A 23,719-nucleotide genomic window follows, 5' to 3' on the forward strand; every position below is an offset into this window, starting at 1 on the left:
CCCCTGGCGCTTTTCGACGAGTGGTTTTCAGTTGGCCTCAGAACAGGAGCATTCGACCATGCTGCCGCCGATTCTACCGCTGAGCGTTGTCCCCGTGACCTCACAACAAGACCCGGTACGTCCGCGCCCGGACATCCCGGCGGTCGTGCCCACGCAGGCCAGTTCGGGTGACAGCACGGTCAACCTCAAGCAGCGTGATGCCGATCAGGCGACGCTGTTGTTGCGCGAAGAGCAGCAACGCCAGCAACAGCAGCGCCAGCAGGAGGCAGGCGTGCCGGTTGCTGATGGCAGCGAGGCGGATCAACACACCCCTGATGGCGTTGTCGATGGTGCGCCACGTCAGGGCGTCTGGATTGATATCGAGGTCTGAGTCGACTTTTTCTGGCCTGTTGTGCAGGCTCCACGCATTATTGGGCTGTCCCTTGAAACCCTTTTAGCCAACAGCCTCTGACAGTGACCCGATTTATATGAGCCAAGACAGCAAACTGGTTGACCTGGGTGCAGAGCGTGCCAAGCGCGTGCATGACATCAATGAAAAGCGCCTGAATGAAGTGCGCCAGGCTTTCGAGCAAGCGATGCCGCTGACGAGCGCCAAGAAAAAACCTAAAAAGAAGCCTAAAAAGCGCTGAGGTGTGGCGTTTAACCTGATCTGAGTCAACTTTTCCCTCCATGCTCTCCAAGGTCGTGATCACTATTGATCCCGGTCAAGTTCTGCGCCTGCCTGTGTGGTTAACCTAGCTTCAACAGGCAAACAGACATCCGCAGGAGGCCGTCATGTTTCTCGATAATGTGGTTATCGCAGGGGTATTAACGGTCGGTCTGATGGTGTTGTTTTTCGCAGGCCTGGGTTTTTTTATCTGGAAAGACGCCCAGAAGCGCAATAAGTAGCGCCGGATCTCTCTGGAACACGAGCACGCAAGGCATTTTGGGCGACTTCGGTCGCCTATTTTTTTGCCCTTAAAAAAGAGCATAAAAAAAGGTACGCCCTGTAGTGGGGGCGTACCTTTTTTGTCTGGGGCTGTATCAGTTGAGCATGATAGACGCCAACCAGAACAGAGCCGCAGCCAGGGCTACGGTGGCAGGCAAGGTGAGCACCCAAGCCATCAGGATGGTCTTGATGGTGTTGCCTTGCAGGCCGCTTTTGTTGGCGACCATAGTGCCCGCCACACCTGAAGACAGGATGTGGGTGGTGGATACCGGTAGGGCGAACACGTTGGCCAGGCCAATCGCGATGGTGGTGGTGATCTGCGCCGACATGCCTTGGGCATAGGTCATGCCTTGCTTGCCGATCTTCTCGCCAATGGTTTTAACCACGCGTCTCCAACCCACCATGGTGCCAAGGCCCAAGGCCAGTGCAACGGCCAGAATTACCCAGAACGGGGCGTATTCAGTGGTGGCTGTCAGGTCTTTGCGCAGTTTGTCGAGATCCGCTTTTTCAGTGGTGTCGAGTACTGGCAGTTTGCCGACTTTTTTCGCCGTATCATCCAGGCAAAGCAGGTAGCGACGAATCTCGATACGCTGCTCGGAGGTCATGGACTGGTAGTCGGTAACACCTTTCAGCGATTCAAGCAGCGCCGCAATGGTCGGCTCGGTCTGCTGCGGGTTGCAGCTGAACTTGCCCGGCAGGTCGCCTTTTACGCCTTTGCCCAAGGCCAGAAATTCATTCAGGCTCTCGTGATTACGCTGATAGAACTGGCTCAGGTGCAGCGTGGCATCGCGAGTCCGCTCAATCTGGTAGGTGGTGCTGTTCAAGTCCAGAACGAAAGCGCTTGGCACGATACCGATCAGCACCAGCATGATCAGGCCAATACCCTTCTGACCGTCGTTGGAGCCGTGAACGAAGCTCACGGTCATCGCAGAAATCACCAGCACCAGGCGGTTCCAGAACGGTGGGTGCTTCTTGTCATCGATCTTGCGGCGTTCTTCAGGCGTTTTGTGCATCTTGGAGTTTGGACGCCACCATTTCAGCCCAATCAGCATGATGGCAGCAATGATGAAGCCAGCCAGTGGAGAGAACACCAGCGAGGCGCCAATCTCTACCGCCTTCTGCCAGTTAACGCCCTCGCTCACCGGGATACCGTTTATCAAGGCGTTGGCCAGGCCTACGCCGAGGATCGAGCCGATCAGGGTATGGGAGCTTGAAGCAGGGATCCCGAAGTACCACGTGCCCAGGTTCCAGGTAATCGCTGCGGCCAGCAACGAGAACACCATGGCCAGGCCATGTCCGGTGTTCACGTTCACCAGCAGCTCTACCGGCAGCAGGTGGACGATGGCGTATGCCACCCCAACCCCGCCCAGCAAAACGCCAAGAAAGTTGAACACACCTGAAAAGAACACCGCCAGGTGAGGCGGCATGGCTTTGGTGTAGATGACAGTCGCTACCGCATTTGCGGTGTCATGAAAGCCGTTAATGAACTCGAAGGCGAGAACAAAGGCTAGGGCGAAGAAGAGGCTGATAAGTACCCAGGCATCCAATCCGCTTAGTAGATCGATCATGAAGGTTTTCTGACACGGTCATAAAGGGGGCCGGATTATGCCAGAAAACCTCGGTAATCGATGCACTTGGTGCTCGCCGGTAACATCTATAAATGAAAAAACCTGTAAGAAGCCTCTTTTTTCAGGCACCTGAGAACGGCTCCAACCCACTGATAACAAAGGCTATAAGCGATTCGGAGCGAAGCGTCTGCGCGCAGTGGGCCGTCTAATCTGAATGTATGAAATTTCTGTAATCAGACGGTCTGACGTGATCGGCCACGGCTTCTGGTGAGCGAAAAGCAGCCGCCGATCATGCATCGAAATGAGGTTCTGTTGCGGTCTTCACACAGACTTCAGACGCTGGGCGTCATGAGTCTTCAGCTTTGAGTTCTTTCTCAATTTTTTGAATTTCTTGAGAAAAAGCCTGATCCATCAGGCTGGCACGTTTGCGCCAAGGCTTGCGCTCGGGCTCGGGCTGAGCGGCATAGGTGGTAATTTCGCCGCCGTAAACATCCTTGTAACGTTGTTCCTGACGCTCAAGTTCTGCGCGCAGTTCGTCTTTCGTCACAGTGCTACCTAATTAAGTAGAGATTAAACCTGGTGAACCACTCGGCAAGAGAGGTTGATCCATTTGACGTCTGAGTCAGCTTTAGAAGGTGATACCTATAAGCCCTATAAGCAACGTCAAGGTTAAACAAACCACTCTTTGCACGCTGCAACGTCATTAATTAACAGATGAGCGCTGCAGCACTTAAGTGCTCACCCCGAGGGGTGGACAATGCAGGCTGCACTTGGAAGTTAAGCCTCTCGGCCTGTTGAGTTCAACGAGCGGGTTGGATCCAAAAGGCGCGAATGCTCGACTTTGTGCATTCAATTACTTGCGGGCCATACAGGCTTGAGTAAGGCCCCTACTATCGCCGAAGCGCTTTGGGCACGTCAACTTCCTATTGCAATCTTTGTTGCAAAATTCAGGGGATTAACAGGTAGCGCCAGTTTTTACTCTATTAATACCCGTGACAGGTAAATGCACTGTCAAGTTAGGTTGCTCTCGTGTCAGCTTAATTCACCTGGCATATAAGGCAAATGCAATCCTATCAATGGGGGTGGCTGTTTGTCGCAGTGCCATAGGTAAAAGATGCTTAATGAAAATCAGACGCGGGTGTTGTCGTCAGTTGCAAAGTACCGCAACGGAACTTCAATAAGCGCACAGAGTCGAGTGACGCGGGTGGGGCGGCATGCATATCCATGGCCGGCGCCTGAAGATTGCGATTATCGGTCATCGGTTCGATAATCGGCCATTATTGCGTCTGCCTCGGTGTCTGTTGTTAGCGGGGACGATCTGTAATAACAATAAGAAGCCGATTCAGAGGGATACGGAATGAGTGAGCAATTGCGCAATGCAGTAACCGGCCTCGCGCCACCGATTGTTGCGTCGCCTGCCAAGCGTATTCAGGCGTTTACCGGTGACCCTGATTTTATGGCCTCGCTGGCCCGGGGCCTCGCAGTGGTGCAGGCCTTCCAGGAGCGAAAACGGCACCTGACCATCGCCCAGATCAGCCATCGCACCGAAATCCCGCGCGCTGCAGTGCGTCGCTGTTTGTATACGTTGATCAAATTGGGCTACGCCACCACCGATGGCCGCACGTATTCACTACTGCCCAAAGTGCTGACCCTTGGGCATGCCTATTTGTCGTCCACACCATTGGCCGTGTCGGCCCAGCCATATCTGGACCGCATGAGCGAGCAATTGCACGAAGCCTGCAACATGGCAACCCTTGAGGGCGACGACATCCTCTACATTGCTCGCTCGGCCACCACTCAGCGCCTGATTTCAGTAGACCTTTCGGTAGGTGGTCGCTTGCCAGCGTACTGCACGTCGATGGGGCGTATCTTGCTGGCGGCTCTGGACGACGTGAGCCTGAGCGAATACCTGGCCCATGCCGATTTTCAGGCCAAAACCAGCCGCACCTTGCACACACAGCAGGCGTTGCTCGAATGCCTGCAGAAAGTGCGTGAGCAGGGCTGGTGCATTGTCGATCAGGAACTGGAGCAAGGCCTGCGTTCGATTGCCGTACCGGTGTACGACGCATCCGGTCAGGTCTTGGCGGCCTTGAACGTCAGCACCCACGCCGGGCGCGTCACCCGTACCGAGTTGGAGCAGCGCTTCTTGCCGATCATGCTCAGTTCAAGCCGCGAGCTGAGCGCGCAGTTGTTTACCTGACCCACCACTAATCACCGAACCGTGTAGGAGCCAACTGTCTCGCGATCTTTGAGTCTTCAAAGATCGCAGCTTTTGTACCTCGTCAGCGCCTAAGAGTTGTACAAGAGAATTACCCGGGTTTTGGCCGATTCCAAGCAGGCTAACTAAGTGTTCGATTACCGAACACATCGTCGATTATCGGATTGTTTGAGCAGTGGGCCCGGCTTAACCTGCTGACAGTCCGGTGCAACTCTGGTGCACCGTTTTCTATTCAGTGGCAAACAAGAAACGGGAGCTACCCCTCATGGCAGACATCATTTCGCTGCACGACGCCGTGAAACAGTTTGTGAAGGACGGTGATACGGTCGCCCTTGAAGGTTTCACTCACTTGATTCCGACCGCAGCGGGTCATGAAATCATTCGTCAGGGCAAGAAAGACCTGACTCTGGTTCGCATGACGCCTGATCTGATCTACGACCAGTTGATCGGCGCCGGATGTGCACGAAAGTTGATTTTCTCTTGGGGGGGTAACCCAGGTGTGGGCTCTCTGCATCGTCTGCGCGATGCCGTGGAAAAACAGTGGCCGCAACCGTTGGAAATCGAAGAGCACAGCCACGCCGACCTCGCCAACGCTTACGTGGCTGGGGCTTCGGGTCTGCCCTTCGCGGTGTTGCGTGCTTATGCAGGCTCCGACTTGCCTAAGGTCAATCCACTGATCAAAACCGTGACCTGTCCGTTTACCGGCGAAGTGTTGGCGGCCGTGCCATCGGTGCGCCCGGATGTCACCGTGATTCATGCCCAAAAGGCGGATCGCAAGGGCAATGTGCTGTTGTGGGGGATCTTAGGGGTGCAAAAGGAAGCCGCCTTGGCCGCCAAGCGTTGCATCGTCACGGTTGAGGAGATAGTCGATGACCTTCAGGCGCCCATGAACGCCTGCATTTTGCCAACCTGGGCGTTGAGTGCTGTGTGCCATGTGCCGGGTGGCGCGCATCCGTCCTACGCTCATGGTTACACCGAGCGCGATAACCGTTTCTATCAGGCGTGGGATCCGATTGCCCGTGACCGTGAAACCTTCACTGCCTGGATCAACGAATACATCCACGGCACCGCCAATTTCAGCGAGTTCCAGGCCAAGCTGGCCCGCACATCGGAGGCAAAATAATGGCTTACTCCACCAGCGAAATGATGACCGTGGCCGCTGCCCGCCGCTTGCACAATGGCTCCGTCTGTTTTGTCGGCATTGGTCTGCCCTCCAAAGCCGCGAACCTGGCGCGCCTGACGTCGTCACCGGATGTAGTACTGATCTACGAATCGGGCCCGATTGGTGCCAAGCCGAATGTGCTGCCGCTGTCGATTGGTGATGGGGAACTGGCCGAAACAGCTGACACCGTGGTCTCCACCAGTGAAATTTTCCGTTACTGGCTGCAAGGTGGGCGCGTGGATGTTGGCTTCCTGGGCGCCGCACAGGTTGACCGGTTTGGCAATATCAACACCACTGTGGTCGGTGACTATCACCATCCCAAGGTTCGCCTGCCGGGAGCCGGTGGTGCACCGGAAATCGCTGGCTCGGCCAAAAGCGTGCTGATTATCCTCAAGCAATCCGCCCGCTCATTTGTCGACAAACTCGACTTCATTACCTCCGTGGGGCACGGCGAAGGGGGCGATTCGCGCAAGCGTCTGGGCCTGCCGGGGGCGGGACCAGTGGGCATCATCACTGACCTGTGCATCATGGAGCCGGAAGCCCAGACCAATGAATTCGTGGTCACCTCGTTGCACCCTGGTGTGACCCGCGAGCAAGTGGAGGCGGCAACGGGCTGGGCGATTCGCTTTGCCGACAAGGTCGAAGAAACCCGAGCGCCTACCGACGTCGAGTTGAGCGCCTTGCGCGATCTCGAAGCGCGTACTGCACTGGCTCATGGTCAGGCACCAGGAGAAGCGTGATGCGTGAAGTCTTTATCTGTGACGCGATTCGTACCCCGATCGGCCGCTTCGGTGGCGGTTTGGCCGCCGTTCGTGCCGATGATCTGGCGGCAACGCCGATCAAGGCGCTGATGGAGCGTAACCCCAATGTGAACTGGGACGAAGTCGACGAAGTGTTTTTGGGTTGCGCCAACCAGGCGGGCGAAGACAACCGCAACGTGGCGCGCATGGCGGCGTTGTTGGCCGGGCTGCCAGAGACGATCCCAGGCGTGACCCTCAACCGCCTGTGTGCTTCGGGTATGGACGCCATTGGTACGGCGTTCCGCGCGATTGCCAGTGGCGAAATGGAATTAGCGATTGCCGGAGGCGTAGAGTCCATGTCCCGCGCACCATTCGTGATGGGCAAGGCTGACGCGGCGTTCTCGCGCAACATGAAACTGGAAGACACCACCATTGGCTGGCGCTTTATCAACCCGTTGATGAAGGCTCAATACGGTGTGGATGCGATGCCGCAAACCGCTGACAACGTGGCCGATGACTATCGGATTTCCCGTGCCGACCAGGACGCGTTCGCCCTGCGCAGCCAGCAGCGTACAGCCGCAGCGCAAGCTGCTGGCTACTTTGCGCAAGAAATTGTCCCGGTGCGCATCGCCCATAAAAAAGGTGAAACCGTGGTTGAGCAGGATGAACATCCGCGTGCCGACACCACCCTTGAAGCCCTTGGCAAGCTCAAGCCTGTTAACGGGCCGGATAAAACCGTGACTGCGGGCAATGCTTCCGGGGTTAACGACGGGGCAGCGGCGTTGATTCTGGCCTCGGCCGATGCAGTGAAACGCCACGGCTTGACGGCCCGTGCCCGTGTCCTGGGTATGGCCAGTGCCGGTGTTGCGCCGCGGGTGATGGGGATTGGCCCAGTGCCTGCGGTGCGCAAACTGGTGGAGCGTCTGGGGGTATCGGTCAGTGACTTTGATGTAATCGAACTCAATGAGGCCTTTGCCAGTCAAGGGCTGGCCGTATTGCGCGAGCTGGGGCTGGCGGACGACGCGCCTCAGGTCAACCCCAATGGGGGCGCCATTGCACTGGGGCATCCCTTGGGCATGAGTGGCGCACGGCTGGTGTTGACTGCGCTGCACCATCTGGAAAAAACCGGCGGCAAAAAAGGCCTGGCAACAATGTGCGTTGGGGTCGGCCAAGGCCTGGCACTGGCCATCGAACGGGTCTGAATGACCGGCAATAGACGGCTTGCCAAACGATTGGCTCATCAATCGTTTGGCTGTTTGAGGTTGCAGTGTTACTTGTTGCAAGGTATGTCTAAAAAGTAACTAACCCAGATGAGTCCAAAAACATGACAACAGAAACTCACTACACAGGAGAGGAACGTCGGAAAAGAATCTTCGCGATTGTCGGTGCCTCCTCCGGCAACCTGGTCGAATGGTTCGATTTTTACGTTTACGCATTCTGTGCCATTTACTTTGCACCTGCTTTTTTCCCGTCTGATGATCCCACCGTTCAGTTGTTGAACACCGCCGGTGTGTTTGCGGCAGGCTTCCTGATGCGTCCTATCGGTGGCTGGCTGTTTGGCCGAGTGGCTGATAAACATGGGCGCAAGAACTCGATGATGATTTCGGTGCTGATGATGTGCGCCGGCTCATTGGTGATCGCCTTTCTGCCAACCTACGCCTCGATTGGCGCCTGGGCGCCTGCCTTGCTGTTGCTGGCAAGGTTGTTTCAGGGGCTGTCGGTGGGCGGGGAATATGGCACCACCGCCACGTACATGAGTGAAGTGGCCCTAAAGGGCCAGCGTGGTTTCTTCGCCTCATTCCAATATGTGACCTTGATCGGCGGGCAATTGCTGGCCGTACTGGTGGTTGTAATACTTCAGCAGATTCTCTCTGAAGAAGAACTGCGCGCCTGGGGCTGGCGCATTCCGTTTGTGATTGGTGCTATTGCGGCGGTTATTTCGTTGTTGCTGCGTCGCTCCCTGAAAGAAACCACCAGTGCTGAAACCCGTCAGGACAAGGACGCAGGCAGCATTGCGGCGCTGTTCCGCGACCACAAGGCGGCCTTTATCACTGTGCTGGGTTACACCGCGGGTGGCTCGCTGATTTTCTACACGTTCACCACCTATATGCAGAAGTACCTGGTGAACACGGCCGGGATGCACGCCAAGACCGCCAGTTACATCATGACCGGCGCACTCTTCCTTTATATGTGCATGCAGCCGGTGTTTGGCATGCTGGCTGACAAGATCGGGCGTCGCAACTCGATGCTCTGGTTCGGTGGCCTGGGTACGCTGTGCACCGTGCCGATTCTATTGAGCCTTAAAACCATCACCAGCCCGTTCCTGGCCTTTGTGCTGATTACGCTGGCGTTGGCGATTGTGAGTTTCTACACCTCCATCAGCGGTCTGGTTAAGGCCGAGATGTTTCCGCCACAAGTTCGAGCCCTGGGTGTCGGCCTTGCCTACGCCGTGGCCAACGCCGTGTTCGGCGGCTCGGCGGAATATGTGGCCTTGGGCCTCAAGTCCATGGGCATGGAGAACACCTTCTACTGGTACGTGACGGTCATGATGGCCATCGCCTTCCTGTTTAGCTTCCGCTTGCCGAAGCAACCCAAGTACCTGCATCACGACCTGTGATGTGTTCGCGCGCGCCGGTCTGCGGCGCGCGCTTGCAAAGGATGGTTTATGAGTAATCAACTGTTTGATGCCTACTTCACGGGCAAGGCCATGGATGCGGTGTTTTGTGACCATGGTCGGGTTCAGGCCATGCTCGATTTTGAGGCCGCTCTGGCCCGGGCCCAAGCCAGGGCAGGGGTGATCCCGACGTCAGCAGTTGCACCGATTGAGGCGGCCTGTCGCGCCGAACTCTATGATTTTGAAGCCTTGGGGCTGGCCATTGTCAGCGCCGGCAACTCGGCTATTCCGTTGGTTAAAGCGCTCGGCAAGCAGATCGCCAGCGTGAGCCCCGAAGCAGAACGTTATGTGCATTTGGGCGCGACCAGCCAGGATGTGATGGACAGCGGGCTGGTGTTGCAACTGCGCGCGGCTTTAACGCTGATTGAACATGATTTGCAGCAGTTGGGAGACATCCTCGCTCAACAAGCTCAACGCTATTCGACAACCCCGCTGGCTGGCCGTACGTGGTTGCAGCAAGCCACACCCGTGACCCTGGGGATGAAAATCGCCGGCTGGCTCGGCGCCGTTACCCGCAGCCGTCAGCGCCTGCACGTGTTGAAGCCGCGTCTGTTGAGCCTTCAGTTCGGCGGGGCTTCCGGCACCCTGGCGGCGCTAAGTGAACACGCGTTGCCAGTGGCCGATGCCTTGGCGGACGAATTGAAGCTAAACCTGCCGGACCAGCCTTGGCATACCCAGCGCGACCGTTTGGTGGAGTTCGGTGCGGTTCTTGGGCTGGTGGCCGGCAGTCTGGGCAAGATGGGGCGCGACATCAGCCTGTTGATGCAAACCGAAACAGCGGAAGTCTTTGAGCCGTCAGCGCCGGGCAAGGGCGGTTCTTCCACCATGCCGCACAAGCGTAATCCTGTGGGGGCGGCGGTGCTGATCAGCGCAGCGACACGGGTGCCTGGCCTCCTGAGTACGTTGTTCAGCGCTATGCCTCAAGAGCACGAGCGCAGCCTGGGCTTGTGGCACGCGGAGTGGGAAACCCTGCCCCAGATTTGCTGTTTGGTGGCCGGTGCGCTGGTTCAAGCCCTCAACATCGCGCAGGGACTGGAAGTCGACGCCGGGCGCATGGCGCAGAATCTCGAGTTGACCCACGGTCTGGTGCTGGCAGAAGCCGTGAGCATTGAGCTGGCGCAGCGAGTGGGGCGCGACACTGCGCATCATCTTCTGGAACAGTGCTGCAAGCGGGCTGTGGCCGAGCAGCGGCATTTGCGTGCGGTGTTGGCCGATGACCCCGACATCACCGCCCAGCTATCAGCGGACGAACTGGATCGCTTGCTCGATCCTGCCCATTACCTGGGGCAGGCGACGACATGGGTCGAGCGGGCACGGGCTGAACATTTTGCGTTGGCATTCTAAGAAGGAGACAACCGTGGGGCGTGTACAACTGGCGGAAGGTGAACTCAACTACCAACTCGATGGCCCGCAAGGCGCCCCGGTGCTGGTGCTGTCCAACTCATTGGGCACTGATCTGAACATGTGGGCGTCGCAGATCCCAGCGTTCACCGAGCATTTTCAGGTACTGCGCTACGACACCCGTGGCCATGGTCAGTCGCTGGTGACCGACGGCCCGTACTGCATTGAGCAGTTGGGCGGCGACGTGTTGGCCTTGCTGGATGCGCTGCATATTGAACGTGTGCATTTTTGCGGGTTGTCGATGGGCGGCCTGATTGGCCAGTGGCTGGGCATTCATGCGGGGGCACGTCTGCGCTCACTGGTGCTGTGCAACACTGCGGCCAAGATTGCCGAGCCCTCGGTGTGGAACCCACGTATTGATACGGTGCTGCGTGACGGTGCGGCGGCGATGGCGGGATTACGTGATGCTTCAATTGCGCGCTGGTTTACCCCGGATTTTGCTCAGGCCCACCCGGCGCAGGCCAAGCGCATCACCGATATGCTGGCGGCTACCTCGCCTCAAGGCTATGCGGCCAACTGCGCGGCAGTGCGTGATGCGGATTTTCGTGATCAGTTAGGCGCAATCGCAGTGCCGACGCTGGTGATCGCCGGTACCGAAGATGCCGTGACGCCGCCCTCAGGCAGCCGTTTCATCCAGCAGCATGTGGCAGGTGCTCATTACGCTGAGTTCCATGCGGCGCACCTGTCCAATGTGCAGGCGGGTGATGCATTCAGCCAGTGCGTGCTGGATTTTTTGTTGGCCCAACCATCGCTTTAAGGAGCACTCCGTGGACGAGAAACAACGTTATGACGAAGGCATGGGAGTGCGCCGCGCGGTGTTGGGCGACGCTCACGTCGATCGTAGCCTCAACGCCCTGACCGAATTCAACAGTGAGTTCCAGGAAATGATCACCCGTCACGCCTGGGGAGATATCTGGACCCGCCCAGGCTTGGCGCGTCACACCCGTAGCCTGATTACCATTGCAATGCTGATCGGCATGAATCGCAGCGAAGAGCTCAAATTGCACCTGCGTGCAGCGGCCAATAATGGTGTCACTCGGGCTGAGATCAAGGAAGTGATCATGCAGAGTGCCATTTACTGTGGCATCCCGGCGGCCAATGCCACCTTCCATTTGGCGGAGTCGGTGTGGGATGAACTGGGCGTGGAGTCCCGGGAATAATTTGTGGGAATTGCTGCCCCGTCTACGCCGCCGCGTTGTCGAGCAGCAAACAGGCCACAGACTACCCTTAGCATCCCCCAATCGGTTCCCTCTCCTTCGGGAGAGGGGGCTCTTGACTTGAGGGGATTAGAAAGGATTTGAGTACATATCCGTTGCTGCGGCAATGGCCGCTTGGGGGGCTGCCCTCACCACAGGCATTGCTCCGTGGGGTCGCTGCGATCGGCAAGCGTGGTTTAACGGGGCCTCTTAGATCAAGATCAAAAGCCAGGCCAAGATCTAAAGATCGCGAGGCAAGCTCGCTTATAGTCAGTGATCAACAAAAAACCCGCCAATTGGCGGGTTTTTTGTTTTATCGGGTTGCTATCAAGCCTTGGGCGGCTTGTCCGAAATAGGCCGGTTTTGCCCGGTCTGTTCGTACCAGCCACCTCCCAGCGCCTTGTACAGCGTCACTTCGCTGGTCAACTGCGCCAGACGGTCAGTGATCAACGCTTGCTGGGCGCTGAACAACGAACGCTGTGCATCCAGGAAGGTCAGGTTGCTGTCGACACCAATCCGGTAACGACGCTCTGCCAGACGGTAGTAGTCCTGGTTGGCGTTGACGAAGTCGGCTTGGGCCTGCAACTGCTGGTTGTAGGTTTGACGTGCTGCCAGGCCGTCAGAGACTTCCTGGAATGCTGTCTGGATCGCCTTCTCATATTGCGAGACGGTGATCTCTTTCTGGATTTTCGAGTAGTCCAGGCTTGCGCGCAGAGAGCCGGCGTTGAAGATCGGCAGGTTGATCTGCGGCGAGAACAGCCAGGTGCCTGAACCGCCCTTGAACAGCCCCGACAGGTCCGGGCTCAAGGTCCCGGCATTGGCGGTGAGGCTGATGCTCGGGAAGAATGCAGCACGCGCAGCGCCAATGTTGGCGTTGGCCGCCAATAATTGGTGCTCGGCCTGGAGGATGTCCGGACGACGCTGCAGCAAGTCGGAAGGCAAGCCCGCCGGTACTTGGGTCAGCAGGTCAGCCGACAGTGGTTGAGCTGGCGGCAGGTTGTCCGGGACGGTGGTGCCGAGCAGCAGGGCCAGGCTGTTTTCATCCTGAGCGACCTGACGGGTGTATTTGGCCAGTTGGACCCGGGCGTTTTCCACCGAGGTACGTGACTGGCTGACATCCAGGGCCGAGGCCACACCGACTTCATTGCTGCGCAGAGTCAGCTTGTAGCTCTCGTCGAACGCCTTGAGGGTGTCTTCGGTCAGCTTGAGCAGCTCTTTGTCGGCTTGCCAGGTCAGGTAGGCCGTTGCAACGTTGGCCACCAGACTGATCTGGGTCGAACGACGGGCTTCTTCGGTTGCAAAGTAGTTTTCCAGCGCCTGATCGCTCAGGCTGCGGACACGTCCGAACAAGTCCAGCTCATACGCGCTGACGCCCAGGGTTGCCGTGTATTGGCTGTTGATGCCCGACTTGCCCGTTTGCGACATACGCGCCGGAGTGCGCTGACGGCTGCCGCTGGCATCGGCCGACACGGCCGGGAACAGGTCCGCACGCTGAATGCGGTACTGCGCGGCGTAGGCGTCGATGTTCAACGCCGCGACCCGAAGGTCGCGGTTGTTGACCAGAGCGGTCTGGATCAGCTGTTGCAGGGCTGGGTCATGGAAAAACTGACGCCAGCCTTGTTCCGCGGCGGCCTGGTTTGGCGCCTCGTTTGGCGAGTAGGCCGGGCCCTGCGGGTATTGCGCGGCTACCGGCGCCTCAGGGCGCTGGTAGTCCGGTATTAGCGAGCAGCCACTTAGCGTAAACGCTGCAACCGCTACTGCGAGAAGCGACTTGCTCATTGGCCAGCCTCTTTATTTGAAGTGTTAGACAGTTCTGCTTTTTGCTCGGTGTCTTTTTTACTGCCAATCGAGGAAATGGCAACAAAGAACAGCGGCACCCAGAAAATAGCCAGGAAGGTTGCACTCAGCATCCCGCCGATTACGCCTGTACCAATGGCGTGCTGGCTGCCCGAACCTGCGCCATGGGAGATGGCCAGCGGAACCACACCAAGAATGAACGCCAGGGACGTCATGATGATCGGTCGCAGACGCATCCGGCACGCTTCAATCGCCGCATCGAACAGACTACGCCCTTGTTCATGCAGTTCCTTGGCAAATTCGACGATCAGAATGGCGTTTTTCGCCGCCAGACCGATGGTCGTCAACAGACCTACCTGGAAGTACACGTCGTTTGACAGGCCCCGCAGGCTGGTCGCCAGCAATGCCCCGATAATCCCCAGTGGTACCACGAGCATGACCGCGATCGGAATCGACCAGCTTTCATACAAGGCGGCGAGACACAGGAACACCATCAGCAAGGAGATCGCGTACAAGGCCGGTGCTTGAGAACCTGACAAGCGTTCTTCGTACGACAGGCCTGTCCAGGAAATACCGACACCTGCAGGGAGTTTCTTGGCAATGGCTTCAACTTCCGCCATCGCTTCACCACTGCTGTAACCCGGTGCAGGTGTACCCAGGATCTCCATGGCCTCTACGCCGTTATAGCGCGACAGCTTCGGTGAGCCATAGATCCACTCGCCCTTGGCGAAGGCCGAGAACGGAACCATGGTTCCCTGGTTGTTGCGTACGTACCACTTCTTCAGATCTTCCGGGCTCATACGGGAGGAGGCAACACCTTGCAGGAATACCTTTTTAACCCGGCCGTGGTCGATAAAGTCGTTGACGTAGCTGGCACCTAGAGCGATGGACAGCGTGCTGTTCAGATCCGACAAGCTGACACCCAGCGCTTGTGCGGCTTCATCGTCGATAACCAGTTTGTACTGAGGTTCGTCGTTCAAACCGTTTGGACGTACACCTGCGAGCACTTTGCTTTGTGACGCCATGCCCAGGAACTGGTTGCGCGCTTCCATCAGCTTCTCGTGGCCGATACCCGCCCGGTCTTGAATGTACAAGTCAAAACCAGTGGCGTTACCCAGCTCCATTACTGCCGGCGGAGCAAAGGCGAATACCATGGCGTCGCGGAAGGTGAAGAAGTGTTTCTGCGCGCGCTCTGCCAAGGCTGCCACACTGTTTTGGGCATCACGCTCGTCCCAAGGCTTGAGCATGATGAATGCCATGCCCGAGCTTTGACCACGACCCGCGAAGTTAAAGCCGTTCACGGTAAATACCGAGGACACTGCCGCGGATTCGTCCTTGAGCAGGTAAGCACGCATCCGGTCAATGACGTCCTGAGTCCGCTCGGCCGAAGTACCCGGTGGGGTTTGAACCTGAGCAAAAAGCACACCCTGGTCTTCTTCTGGAAGGAAGGAGGTCGGGATGCGGGTGAACAGGAACACCATGCCAACGACAATCAGCAAGTAGGCAAGCAGGTACGGCGCCTTGTGACGAAGAATGCTGCCAACGCTTTTTTCATAGCGTTGAACACCACTGTCAAAGGTGCGGTTGAACCAGCCAAAGAATCCACCCTTGTTCTGACCGTGATCACCTTTGGCAATCGGTTTGAGCATGGTGGCGCACAAGGCCGGTGTGAACACCAATGCCACCAGCACCGAGAGGGCCATGGCCGACACGATGGTGATCGAGAACTGACGGTAGATCACACCGGTGGAGCCACCGAAGAACGCCATTGGCAGCAATACAGCAGACAACACGAGGGCGATACCCACCAGCGCGCCCTGGATCTGGCCCATGGACTTTTTGGTGGCTTCTTTGGGCGGCAAGCCTTCTTCGGCCATTACCCGCTCGACGTTTTCAACCACAACGATGGCATCGTCCACCAGCAAGCCGATGGCCAACACCATACCGAACATGGTCAGGGTGTTGATGCTGAATCCAGCAGCGGCCAGGATCCCGAAAGTACCCAGCAATACAACCGGTACGGTCATCGTGGTGATGATCGTGGCACGGAAGTTCTGTAGGAACAGGAACATCACCAGGAACACCAGCACGACCGCTTCAACCAGGGTTTCCACTACACCTTCGATGGAAGCCGAAATAACCGGTGTTGTGTCGTACGGGTACACGACTTCCATCCCTGGCGGGAAGAAAGGTTCGAGGTCCGAGATAGTCTTGCGAACGGCTTTAGCTGTATCCAGAGCGTTGGCATCAGAAGCCAGCTTGATAGCAATACCTGAAGACGGCTTGCCGTTGTACTGGGCGCTGATGCTGTAGTTTTCACCGCCCAGGGCCACATCGGCCACGTCACCCAGGCGAACCTGAGAGCCGTCGGTGTTTACTTTAAGCAGGATCTTCTTGAACTCGTCGGCGTTTTGCAGACGGGTTTTACCAATGATCGTTGCGTTCAGCTCCTGACCTTTAACCGCTGGCAGACCGCCCAACTGACCGGAAGAAACCTGGACGTTCTGTGCCGCAATGGCGGACTGAACATCGACCGGTGTCAGGTTGTATTTGTTCAGCTTGCTTGGGTCCAGCCAGATACGCATGGCGTACTGGGCACCGAACACCTGGAAGTCACCCACACCTTCAGTCCGCGACAGCGGGTCTTGCATGTTGGAGACGATGTAGTTCGACAAGTCGTCCTTGTTCATGCTGCCGTCGGTGGATACCACACCGACCACCATCAGGAAGTTTTTCACTGCCTTGGTGACTCGGATACCTTGCTGCTGCACTTCTTGAGGCAGCAGAGGGGTGGCCAGGTTCAGCTTGTTCTGCACCTGAACCTGAGCGGTATCAGGGTTAGTACCCTGGTCGAAGGTAACGGTGATGGTCATGCTGCCGTCGGAGTTACTTTCCGATGACACATAACGCAAGTGGTCAATACCGTTGAGCTGTTGCTCGATCACCTGGACCACGGTGTCCTGTACGGTTTGTGCCGAAGCACCCGGGTAGGTCACGGAAATCGAGATGGCCGGTGGTGCAATGCTCGGGTACTGGTTTATCGGAAGTTTCAGGATCGATAAAGCCCCGACCAGCATGATCACCAGGGCAACTACCCAGGCGAAAATCGGACGGTCGATAAAAAATTTCGACATTGTTTATTCCCCTTTACTGCCCGAAGCTTTATCTGTGGCCGGGGCCGATGACGGGGTAGCGCCTGGAGTCTTGTCCATGATTTTTACTTCAACGCCCGGACGCACATATTGCAGGCCGTCAGTAATCAGGCGGTCGCCAGCGTTCAGACCTTTTTCAATCAGCCAGTCAGAGCCGACAGTGCGTGTTGCTTGCAGCACGCGCAGCTCAACCTTGTTGTCCGGCCCTACGACCATCGCGGTTGGCTGGCCTTTGGCGTTGTGAGTTACACCAACTTGTGGAGCCAAAATGGCATCGCTGTTGACGCCTGCTTCCAGCTGGGCGTGCACAAACATACCGGGCAGCAGAACGTTGTCCGGGTTCGGGAATACCGCGCGTAGGGTGACCGAGCCGGTGGTTTCGTCAACCGAGACTTCGGTGAACTCCAGACGACCTTCCTGTGGGTATTCGCTGCCGTCCGGGAGCGTCAGCTTGACCTTGGCTGCGTTCTCGCCCGCTTTTTTCAAACGACCGTCGGCGAGATCGCGACGCAATTCAAGCATCTCGACCGAAGACTGGGTTACGTCGACGTAGATCGGGTCCAACTGAGTGATCACGGCCAATGCATCTGCCTGACCACTGGTCACCAACGCACCTTCTGTGAAAAGAGAGCGGCCGATACGGCCTGTCAGAGGTGCCAGAACCTTGGTGTAACGCAGGTTCACCTGAGCGGTGTTCAACGCGGCTTCAGCTTCAAGACGAGAGGCTTCTGCGTTGTCGTATTCCTGACGGCTCACGGCTTGCTCTGCGACCAATTGCTTGTAGCGATCAGCCAGCGATTTGGCCGATTGTAGGGTCGCTTTGGCGCTCAGCACGTTGCTTTCATAGATGGCCGGGTCGATCTGATACAGCTGCTGGCCTTCTTTGACGTCGCTGCCTTCCTTGAAGTAGCGCTTGAGGATAATGCCGTTCACTTGAGGACGAACTTCTGCCGAACGGTATGAAGTCGTTCGACCTGGAAGGTCAGTGGTCAAGGTAAATGGCTGGGCTTTCAGCGTCACGACGCCGACCTGAGGGGTTTGTGGGGCAGGTGCTGACTCTTCCTTCTTACATCCGCTGAGCAGCGAAGCTAGAGTGATGGCAGCAACCAGAGCGGTAACAGCTGGCTTAAATTGCATGAAGATCCTCGGGTCAGGCACGCGAAAGCGCACAAGAATAGTGGAAGGGTATAGAAAGCTGTTCCGGGTGGATAAATAGCTTACTAAGGAATATACTTACATTCATGTCTGTTTGTAAATAGTGGGGCTCTGTCGCAATCGTCGTTACAGATCCTTTTTTTAAGCTTGAAGTGAACCGGGATAAGGCACAAAAAACGCTACCCGATGACGGTTTGGATGCTGCAACGCACTTGTCCAAGCCCCCCTGATTGAGGTTTTTATTGCCATGGTGCGTCGTACCAAAGAAGAAGCTCAGGAAACCCGGAGCAAAATCCTCGAAGCAGCCGAGCAGGCCTTTTATGAACGGGGGGTCGCCCGTACCACATTGGCGGATATTGCCGCGTTGGCAGGGGTTACGCGGGGAGCCATTTACTGGCACTTCAGCAACAAGGCTGACTTGGTTCAGGCCATGCTGGACAGCTTGCGTGAGCCGCTGGATGAGCTGGCCAAGGCCAGTGAGAGCCAGGCCGAGGTTGATCCGTTGGGCTGTATGCGCAGTCTGCTGGTCCATTTGTTTCGTCAAGTTGCGATTGACCCGAAAACTCGGCGTATTAATGAAATTTTGTTTCATAAATGCGAATTCACTGACGAAATGTGCGATTTGCGCCGCCAGCGCCAAGTGGCGAGTGTCGACTGTAACAGCCGGATCGAACTCACGCTGAGTAATGCAATCCATCGCGAACAACTCCCTTCGGACCTGGATGCCCGACGCGCAGCAATTGCCTTGCATGCCTATATAGACGGCATTCTTGGGCAATGGCTTCTGGTTCCCGACTGTTTTGAGCTTCATAAAGAAGCCGAAACCTGGGTCGACATTTGCATGGATATGCTGCGGCACAGTCCTAGCTTGCGTAAGTCGTAACCCGATCGAGGCTAGAGTTTAGTAGCCCAAAGCCATATGGCTAGTGAAGTTTCAACCCGTAATGTGAATTGATACCAGATGGCCTTTATATACGTCTAGACCGCGGGTTTAAAGTTAGCGGCCTAAGTATTTTGTAGTGCAATTGTTATCGGCTGGGAATTTTTGCCAGCCCTGAACGCAAAAAGCCCCGGCTCGCAAGAGCACGGGGCTTTTTACTGAAGCATGAATCAGCGTTCCAGATCTTTGATCTTGCCTTCCACGCCATCCCACTCTTCCGCGTCCGGCAGAGCGTCTTTTTTTTCAGTGATGTTTGGCCAGATTTCAGCCAGCTCAACATTCAACTGAATGAATTGTTCCATGCCAGCAGGCACTTCATCTTCCGAGAAGATGGCTTGTGCAGGGCATTCAGGCTCACAAAGCGCGCAGTCAATGCACTCATCCGGGTGGATTACCAGGAAGTTCGGGCCTTCGTAGAAGCAGTCCACCGGACAGACTTCTACGCAGTCGGTGTACTTGCACTTGATGCAGTTGTCGGTGACGACGAAGGTCATTTCTAATTTTCTCCTCAGGCGGCGGCAGCGAAGCCCTTCCAGTTCGGGTTCGCAGGGCTCGGGAGTGATATCTACTGACCAGGCTAAAGGGCAGTAGCATCCCGAACCGCGCGCGATTCTAGCAGCTTTTAAAGGCGTGTCTTTAATGTGTAGAGCAAATCAAGTGCTTTACGCGGCGTCATGTTGTCCAGATCGAGCTTGGAAAGGTCATCCAGTACAGGATGCGGCAGGCTGGCAAACAGATCGCTTTGCTGCGGTACTGCTTTCTTGCCGGGCGCTGGTCGCGGTACTTCATGAGGCAGGCTGGTCGTTTCGAGTCGGCTCAAATGTTCACGTGCCCGAGTGATGACATTGGCTGGAACCCCGGCCAATTGTGCAACGGCCAAACCATAGCTTTGACTGGCCGGGCCTGGCAAGACGTGGTGCAAGAATACGATGCGTTCATTGTGTTCGGTTGCGCTCAAGTGCACGTTGGCGACCAGCGGCTCGTTTTCGGGCAGTACGGTCAGCTCAAAGTAGTGCGTGGCAAACAGCGTGTACGCGCGCAAGTGAGCGAGACGTTCGGCTGCTGCCCACGCCAGCGACAAACCATCGAAGGTGCTGGTGCCGCGTCCGACTTCATCCATCAATACCAGGCTGCGATCGGTGGCGTTGTGCAGAATATTGGCGGTTTCGCTCATTTCCACCATAAAGGTAGAGCGACCACCCGCCAGATCATCGCTGGAGCCGATCCGGGTGAAAATTCGGTCGACCAATGACAGCTCACAGCTGGCGGCCGGGACAAAACTACCGATGTGTGCCAACAGCACGATCAATGCGGTCTGACGCATGTAGGTCGATTTACCGCCCATGTTAGGACCGGTAATCACCAGCATGCGGGTCTTGTCATCCAGCGCCAAATCGTTTGCCACAAAGGGGGTCGTCAGCACTTGCTCGACCACGGGATGACGGCCCTGGTCGATACGCATGCACGGCTCGTCGACAAAGCGCGGGCAGTTCAAGTCTAGATTCAGTGCGCGTTCGGCCAAGTTACTCAGTACATCGAGTTCTGCCAGTGCAGCAGCGGTGTCCTGCAAGGGCGGCAATTCGCCAATAAGGGTTTCGAGCAGTGCTTCGTAGAGCATTTTCTCGCGAGCCAGCGCGCGGCTTTTGGCTGACAGGGCCTTATCTTCAAAAGCTTTGAGCTCCGGCGTGATAAAGCGCTCGGCGCCTTTGAGGGTTTGCCGGCGGATATAGTCCGCAGGCGCCTGCTCGGCCTGTTTGCTTGGCAGCTCGATAAAGTAACCGTGGACGCGGTTGTAACCCACTTTGAGATGGCTGAGGCCGGTACGGGCTTTTTCCCGGGCTTCAAGGTCAATCAGGAACTGCCCGGCGTTTTCGCTCAGCGATTGCAGCTCATCCAGCTCAGTGTCATAACCCGTTTTCAGCACTCCGCCATCGCGGATCACCGCCGGCGGATTGTCGTTAATGGCCTTTTCCAGCAGGGCAGCCAGTTCCGGGTAAGTGTTGGTGATGGTTGCCAGTTGTTGAAGATGTGGAGCTTCGAGGCCGATCATCGCATCTTGCAATTCAGGCAAGGCGCCCAAGGCATCACGCAGGCGCGCCAAGTCACGCGGGCGCGCATTGCGCAGGCCGATACGCGCCAGAATCCGCTCCAGGTCGCCGATTTCTTTGAGTTGCGGTTGCAGTTTTTCGAAGCGGTAGCCATCGAGCAGGCAAGTAATCGAAGACTGACGTGCCAACAGTACACTCAAATTACGCAGTGGTCGGTTCAGCCAGCGAGTGAGCAGGCGGCTGCCCATCGAGGTCTGGCAACGGTCGACAACAGACTGCAAGGTGTTGTCGCGACCACCGGCCAGGTTGGTGTCCAGCTCCAGGTTGCGACGGCTGGCGCCATCGAGCACCACGGTGTCATCCAGGCGCTCATGGCGCAGGCTACGCAAATGGGGCAGGGCGGTGCGCTGGGTTTCCTTGGCGTAGCTGAGCAGGCAACCGGCGGCACCGATTGCCAGGGTCAGGTTCTCGCATCCGAAACCTTTGAGATCCTGGGTCGAAAACTGTTGGCACAGGCTTTTTAGCGCAGAGTCGCGCTCGAAGTCCCACGGTGCGCGGCGGCGAACGCCACGGCGTTTTTCCGCAGGCAATCCTTGTGGCCAGTCGTCCGGAATCATCAGTTCTACCGGGTTGATGCGCTCCAGTTCGGCCAACAGGTTTTCCCAGCCCTTGATCTCCAGCACCGAGAAGTTGCCGCTGGTGATGTCCATCACCGCCAGGCCAAACAGACGCTCATCGCCCAGAACTGCAGCGATCAGGTTGTCTCGACGTTCATCCAGCAGCGCCTCATCGCTAACGGTGCCCGGCGTAATGATCCGTACCACTTGACGCTCGACCGGCCCTTTGCTGGTGGCCGGGTCACCGACCTGTTCGCAAATCACCACGGACTCGCCCAGTTTTACCAGCTTGGCCAAGTAGCCTTCGGCGGCGTGATACGGAATCCCGCACATTGGAATCGCCTGCCCGGCCGACTGCCCGCGCGCAGTCAAGGTGATGTCCAGCAACTTGGCGGCCTTTTTCGCGTCTTCGTAGAAGATCTCGTAAAAATCGCCCATGCGATAGAACATCAACTGGTCTGGGTGCTGGTTTTTGAGGCGCCAGTACTGTTGCATCATCGGCGTGTGTGAGGACAGGTCGGCAGTATTCTTACTCATGAGGGGGCTTAGGCGGATTCGATTGAAGGTGGGTGAAAAGCGGGCGTCAGGCGCGGCTGTTTCGCAATGGGCGCAAGGTTAACATGCCAGCCGCCTGCATCTACAGGTGCGTACCGGGCGTGCTGACACGTTGCTATAAATAGAAGAAATAGCATTTGCCATCTATAAACACGGCCAGCACTATTCCCGGCATGTCCAAACGAAATGTTTCATCTGTCTTGAAAGAGCTGCTTGCTCGGCATCAGATCAGCGCGATGGCGCTGCATCGGAGCACGGGCGTGCCGCAGTCGACACTCTCGCGGATCTTGAGCGGGAAAATTGTCGATCCCTCCGACAGACATATCTCCAAAATTGCCGAGTATTTTCACATCAGTACTGATCGCCTGCGTGGCCGGGATGATCTGCCAGGTTCGCGTCTTTCTGACTCTGCGCCCAGGCATGTTGAGTTGCGTGACATCTCGTTGTGGGATGACGACACGCCTGTGGCCGATGACGAAGTCTCCATAGCATTTCTGCGTCAGGTCGAACTGGCCGCCGGCTCTGGGCGTTTTGCCATTGAGGAAAGCGAGCGGGCTAAATTGCGTTTCGGCAAGCGCAGCTTGCGCCACAACGGGGTGGAGTTCGACCAGGCAAAATGCGTCACGGTGCGCGGTGACAGCATGCTCCCGGTGCTGCGTGACGGCGCCACAGTGGGTGTCAATGTCGGCAGGCGCTCACTTGATGAGGTCATCGACGGTGATCTTTATGCCCTCAACCACAACGGTCAGTTGCGCGTGAAACAGCTGTACCGTCTGCCCTGTGGCATTCGTTTGCGTAGTTTTAATCGCGATGAGTATCCCGATGAGGACTATGACTACTGCGATCTGGAGGATGAGCAACTGGTGATTCTGGGGCATGTCTTCTGGTGGGGCATGTACGCTCGCTAACCTTCGCTTCAAGAAAAAGCCCACGTTAAAGTGGGTTTTTTTCTGCCTTTTAAAAGATCGATCGTACTGCGCCTGCTGCCTTGGCTGACTGTTGACGGTCGGCAAAACAAATATATGCACTGGTGCATTGACTGTATATTCATACATGCATAGTCTTTGTTCATCGCGGTTCCCACTGGTCTGACACCGCGCAGGGATGTGGTGCATCGGGCTGCGCCCGCTGTTCAGTTCAGGCCAGGTATTGGCTTCTATCAGTAAGGATTCAGGAGTGATGACACGATGAATGAGCCGCAAATATTGCAGGAAATGCCCCTGCTGCTGGTCATCCTTCTCGCTTTGGTGGGCGGCGTCTTTGGCGAGATGTGGCGCGCCGACAAAGATGGCGCCAGCGGCTGGCTACTGGTACGGCGGTTGGCGTTGCGTTCCGGAGCCTGCATGGTATGTGGTGTGTCCACCTTCATGTTGTTGTATGCAGCGGGGATGTCGATTCTGGCTGCTGGTGCGTTCGGCTGCCTGACCGCCCTGGCGGGGGCCGATGCCGCGATCAGTGTGTATCAACGTTGGGCGGCAAAGCGGCTGGGGGTCGAGAGTCCTGCGTCTGACTCGCGCAGCGAACGTTAGGCCCCAAACAGGGCTGCGGCTGTTTAACATCCACTTGCT

21 protein-coding genes are annotated in these 23,719 nt (G+C 56.9%); 14 read left to right on the forward strand and 7 right to left on the reverse strand.

Annotation, left to right across the window (positions count from 1 at the left end):
• Nucleotides 1–58: 58 nt before the first annotated feature.
• The 3 genes from NTD86_RS17980 to ccoM all read left to right on the forward strand — a co-directional run bounded on the left by NTD86_RS17980 (nucleotide 59) and on the right by ccoM (nucleotide 888).
• Nucleotides 59–370 carry an aspartate-semialdehyde dehydrogenase gene (locus tag NTD86_RS17980; protein WP_262204176.1) on the forward strand — a complete coding sequence of 104 codons (312 nt, stop codon included), beginning with the start codon at nucleotides 59–61 and terminating at the stop codon, nucleotides 368–370.
• Nucleotides 371–467: 97 nt separating this feature from the next.
• Entirely contained in the window at nucleotides 468–629 is a 162-nt protein-coding gene (locus NTD86_RS17985) for a hypothetical protein (protein ID WP_262204177.1), read from the forward strand.
• A gap of 145 nt (nucleotides 630–774) precedes the next feature.
• Nucleotides 775–888, forward strand: a complete 114-nt coding sequence (ccoM, locus tag NTD86_RS24275; protein ID WP_315974756.1) for a cytochrome c oxidase subunit CcoM — start codon at nucleotides 775–777, stop codon at nucleotides 886–888.
• A 135-nt stretch (nucleotides 889–1,023) separates the two neighbouring features.
• Here the strand turns inward: ccoM and NTD86_RS17990 are convergent, their stop codons facing one another.
• Nucleotides 1,024–2,496 carry an inorganic phosphate transporter gene (locus NTD86_RS17990; protein WP_262204179.1) on the reverse strand — a complete coding sequence of 491 codons (1,473 nt, stop codon included), beginning with the start codon at nucleotides 2,494–2,496 and terminating at the stop codon, nucleotides 1,024–1,026.
• A gap of 346 nt (nucleotides 2,497–2,842) precedes the next feature.
• Nucleotides 2,843–3,043: a hypothetical protein gene (locus tag NTD86_RS17995; RefSeq protein ID WP_262204181.1), complete on the reverse strand. Its 201-nt coding sequence runs from the start codon at nucleotides 3,041–3,043 to the stop codon at nucleotides 2,843–2,845.
• Nucleotides 3,044–3,853: 810 nt separating this feature from the next.
• Here NTD86_RS17995 and pcaR point away from each other — a divergent pair.
• The 8 genes from pcaR (at nucleotide 3,854) to pcaC (ending at nucleotide 11,851) form a co-directional block, all read left to right on the forward strand.
• On the forward strand, nucleotides 3,854–4,696 hold the full coding sequence (gene pcaR / locus NTD86_RS18000) for a pca regulon transcriptional regulator PcaR (protein ID WP_262204182.1): 843 nt from the start codon (nucleotides 3,854–3,856) through the stop codon (nucleotides 4,694–4,696).
• Between the two features lie 283 nt (nucleotides 4,697–4,979).
• A complete protein-coding gene (locus tag NTD86_RS18005; RefSeq protein ID WP_262204183.1) occupies nucleotides 4,980–5,837 on the forward strand; it encodes a CoA transferase subunit A in 858 nt (285 codons plus the stop codon).
• The gene (locus NTD86_RS18010) at nucleotides 5,834–6,616 is read left to right on the forward strand and encodes a CoA-transferase subunit beta (protein WP_262204502.1); all 783 of its coding nucleotides are present in this window, start codon (nucleotides 5,834–5,836) and stop codon (nucleotides 6,614–6,616) included. The genes NTD86_RS18005 and NTD86_RS18010 overlap by 4 nt, the downstream gene beginning before the upstream one ends.
• Complete coding sequence (gene pcaF, locus NTD86_RS18015; protein ID WP_262204185.1) at nucleotides 6,613–7,818, forward strand: 3-oxoadipyl-CoA thiolase; 1,206 nt, start codon at nucleotides 6,613–6,615, stop codon at nucleotides 7,816–7,818. Before NTD86_RS18010 ends, pcaF begins: the two co-directional genes overlap by 4 nt.
• A gap of 122 nt (nucleotides 7,819–7,940) precedes the next feature.
• Nucleotides 7,941–9,233 carry an MFS family transporter gene (locus tag NTD86_RS18020; protein ID WP_262204186.1) on the forward strand — a complete coding sequence of 431 codons (1,293 nt, stop codon included), beginning with the start codon at nucleotides 7,941–7,943 and terminating at the stop codon, nucleotides 9,231–9,233.
• Nucleotides 9,234–9,281: 48 nt separating this feature from the next.
• Nucleotides 9,282–10,634, forward strand: coding sequence for a 3-carboxy-cis,cis-muconate cycloisomerase (locus tag NTD86_RS18025; RefSeq protein WP_262204187.1), 1,353 nt, complete (start codon nucleotides 9,282–9,284; stop codon nucleotides 10,632–10,634).
• Nucleotides 10,635–10,647: 13 nt separating this feature from the next.
• Nucleotides 10,648–11,448, forward strand: coding sequence for a 3-oxoadipate enol-lactonase (pcaD, locus tag NTD86_RS18030; RefSeq protein ID WP_262204189.1), 801 nt, complete (start codon nucleotides 10,648–10,650; stop codon nucleotides 11,446–11,448).
• A 10-nt stretch (nucleotides 11,449–11,458) separates the two neighbouring features.
• The gene (pcaC, locus tag NTD86_RS18035) at nucleotides 11,459–11,851 is read left to right on the forward strand and encodes a 4-carboxymuconolactone decarboxylase (RefSeq protein ID WP_262204191.1); all 393 of its coding nucleotides are present in this window, start codon (nucleotides 11,459–11,461) and stop codon (nucleotides 11,849–11,851) included.
• Between the two features lie 363 nt (nucleotides 11,852–12,214).
• Here the strand turns inward: pcaC and NTD86_RS18040 are convergent, their stop codons facing one another.
• From NTD86_RS18040 to NTD86_RS18050, 3 genes are read right to left on the reverse strand one after another with little or no spacing between them, the layout of a single operon-like run.
• Nucleotides 12,215–13,666: an AdeC/AdeK/OprM family multidrug efflux complex outer membrane factor gene (locus NTD86_RS18040; protein WP_262204192.1), complete on the reverse strand. Its 1,452-nt coding sequence runs from the start codon at nucleotides 13,664–13,666 to the stop codon at nucleotides 12,215–12,217.
• Nucleotides 13,663–16,818: an efflux RND transporter permease subunit gene (locus NTD86_RS18045; RefSeq protein ID WP_262204194.1), complete on the reverse strand. Its 3,156-nt coding sequence runs from the start codon at nucleotides 16,816–16,818 to the stop codon at nucleotides 13,663–13,665. The genes NTD86_RS18040 and NTD86_RS18045 overlap by 4 nt, the downstream gene beginning before the upstream one ends.
• A gap of 3 nt (nucleotides 16,819–16,821) precedes the next feature.
• On the reverse strand, nucleotides 16,822–17,973 hold the full coding sequence (locus tag NTD86_RS18050) for an efflux RND transporter periplasmic adaptor subunit (protein ID WP_262204195.1): 1,152 nt from the start codon (nucleotides 17,971–17,973) through the stop codon (nucleotides 16,822–16,824).
• A gap of 265 nt (nucleotides 17,974–18,238) precedes the next feature.
• Here NTD86_RS18050 and NTD86_RS18055 point away from each other — a divergent pair, with 265 nt between their 5' ends.
• Nucleotides 18,239–18,874 carry a TetR family transcriptional regulator gene (locus tag NTD86_RS18055; protein WP_262204197.1) on the forward strand — a complete coding sequence of 212 codons (636 nt, stop codon included), beginning with the start codon at nucleotides 18,239–18,241 and terminating at the stop codon, nucleotides 18,872–18,874.
• Between the two features lie 227 nt (nucleotides 18,875–19,101).
• Here NTD86_RS18055 and fdxA read toward each other — a convergent pair whose 3' ends face one another.
• Both fdxA and mutS read right to left on the reverse strand, forming a co-directional pair.
• Nucleotides 19,102–19,425 (reverse strand): ferredoxin FdxA, encoded by a 324-nt coding sequence (fdxA, locus tag NTD86_RS18060; protein WP_262204198.1) that lies wholly within the window; start codon nucleotides 19,423–19,425, stop codon nucleotides 19,102–19,104.
• 128 nt (nucleotides 19,426–19,553) lie between these two features.
• Nucleotides 19,554–22,133, reverse strand: coding sequence for a DNA mismatch repair protein MutS (gene mutS / locus NTD86_RS18065; RefSeq protein ID WP_262204200.1), 2,580 nt, complete (start codon nucleotides 22,131–22,133; stop codon nucleotides 19,554–19,556).
• 191 nt (nucleotides 22,134–22,324) lie between these two features.
• On the opposite strand from mutS, the gene NTD86_RS18070 reads away from it, so the two are divergent.
• Entirely contained in the window at nucleotides 22,325–23,059 is a 735-nt protein-coding gene (locus NTD86_RS18070) for a helix-turn-helix transcriptional regulator (RefSeq protein WP_410016992.1), read from the forward strand.
• A 279-nt stretch (nucleotides 23,060–23,338) separates the two neighbouring features.
• Nucleotides 23,339–23,680, forward strand: a complete 342-nt coding sequence (locus NTD86_RS18075; RefSeq protein ID WP_262204202.1) for a phage holin family protein — start codon at nucleotides 23,339–23,341, stop codon at nucleotides 23,678–23,680.
• Nucleotides 23,681–23,719: the final 39 nt, after the last annotated feature.

It is taken from the genome of Pseudomonas sp. 7P_10.2_Bac1 (assembly GCF_025465935.1).
Taxonomy (GTDB): Bacteria; Pseudomonadota; Gammaproteobacteria; order Pseudomonadales; family Pseudomonadaceae; genus Aquipseudomonas.